Here is a 230-nt window from a genome sequence, read left to right on the forward strand (position 1 = left end):
CTTTCTGGTTGGCACCCGTGATCACCAGGCGATGGCCCGGCATGACGGTGGAGAGCGTGCCGCTCAGTAGCAGGTCCTGCTGGCTTTCTGCCAGGTTTATCACATCGTCCGCAGTGATCTTATCGAAGCTAATTTTTGGCAGGCTACTCAGATGGGTGATCAGCGTCAGATCGTGATATTCGGTGGCGGTTTTTCCAGTGGGATCGGTCGCCGTGACTTTCAGGCTGTAG

Annotated in this window: 1 protein-coding gene; it reads right to left on the reverse strand. The window is 55.7% G+C overall.

The features are described 5' to 3' along the window. Positions 1–230 (reverse strand): hypothetical protein (locus SB765_RS34485; RefSeq protein WP_410933140.1); only part of this gene is annotated, 230 nt, incomplete at both ends.

The organism is Pseudomonas sp. SIMBA_067, assembly GCF_046534675.1.
Classification (GTDB): domain Bacteria; phylum Pseudomonadota; class Gammaproteobacteria; order Pseudomonadales; family Pseudomonadaceae; genus Aquipseudomonas; species Aquipseudomonas putida.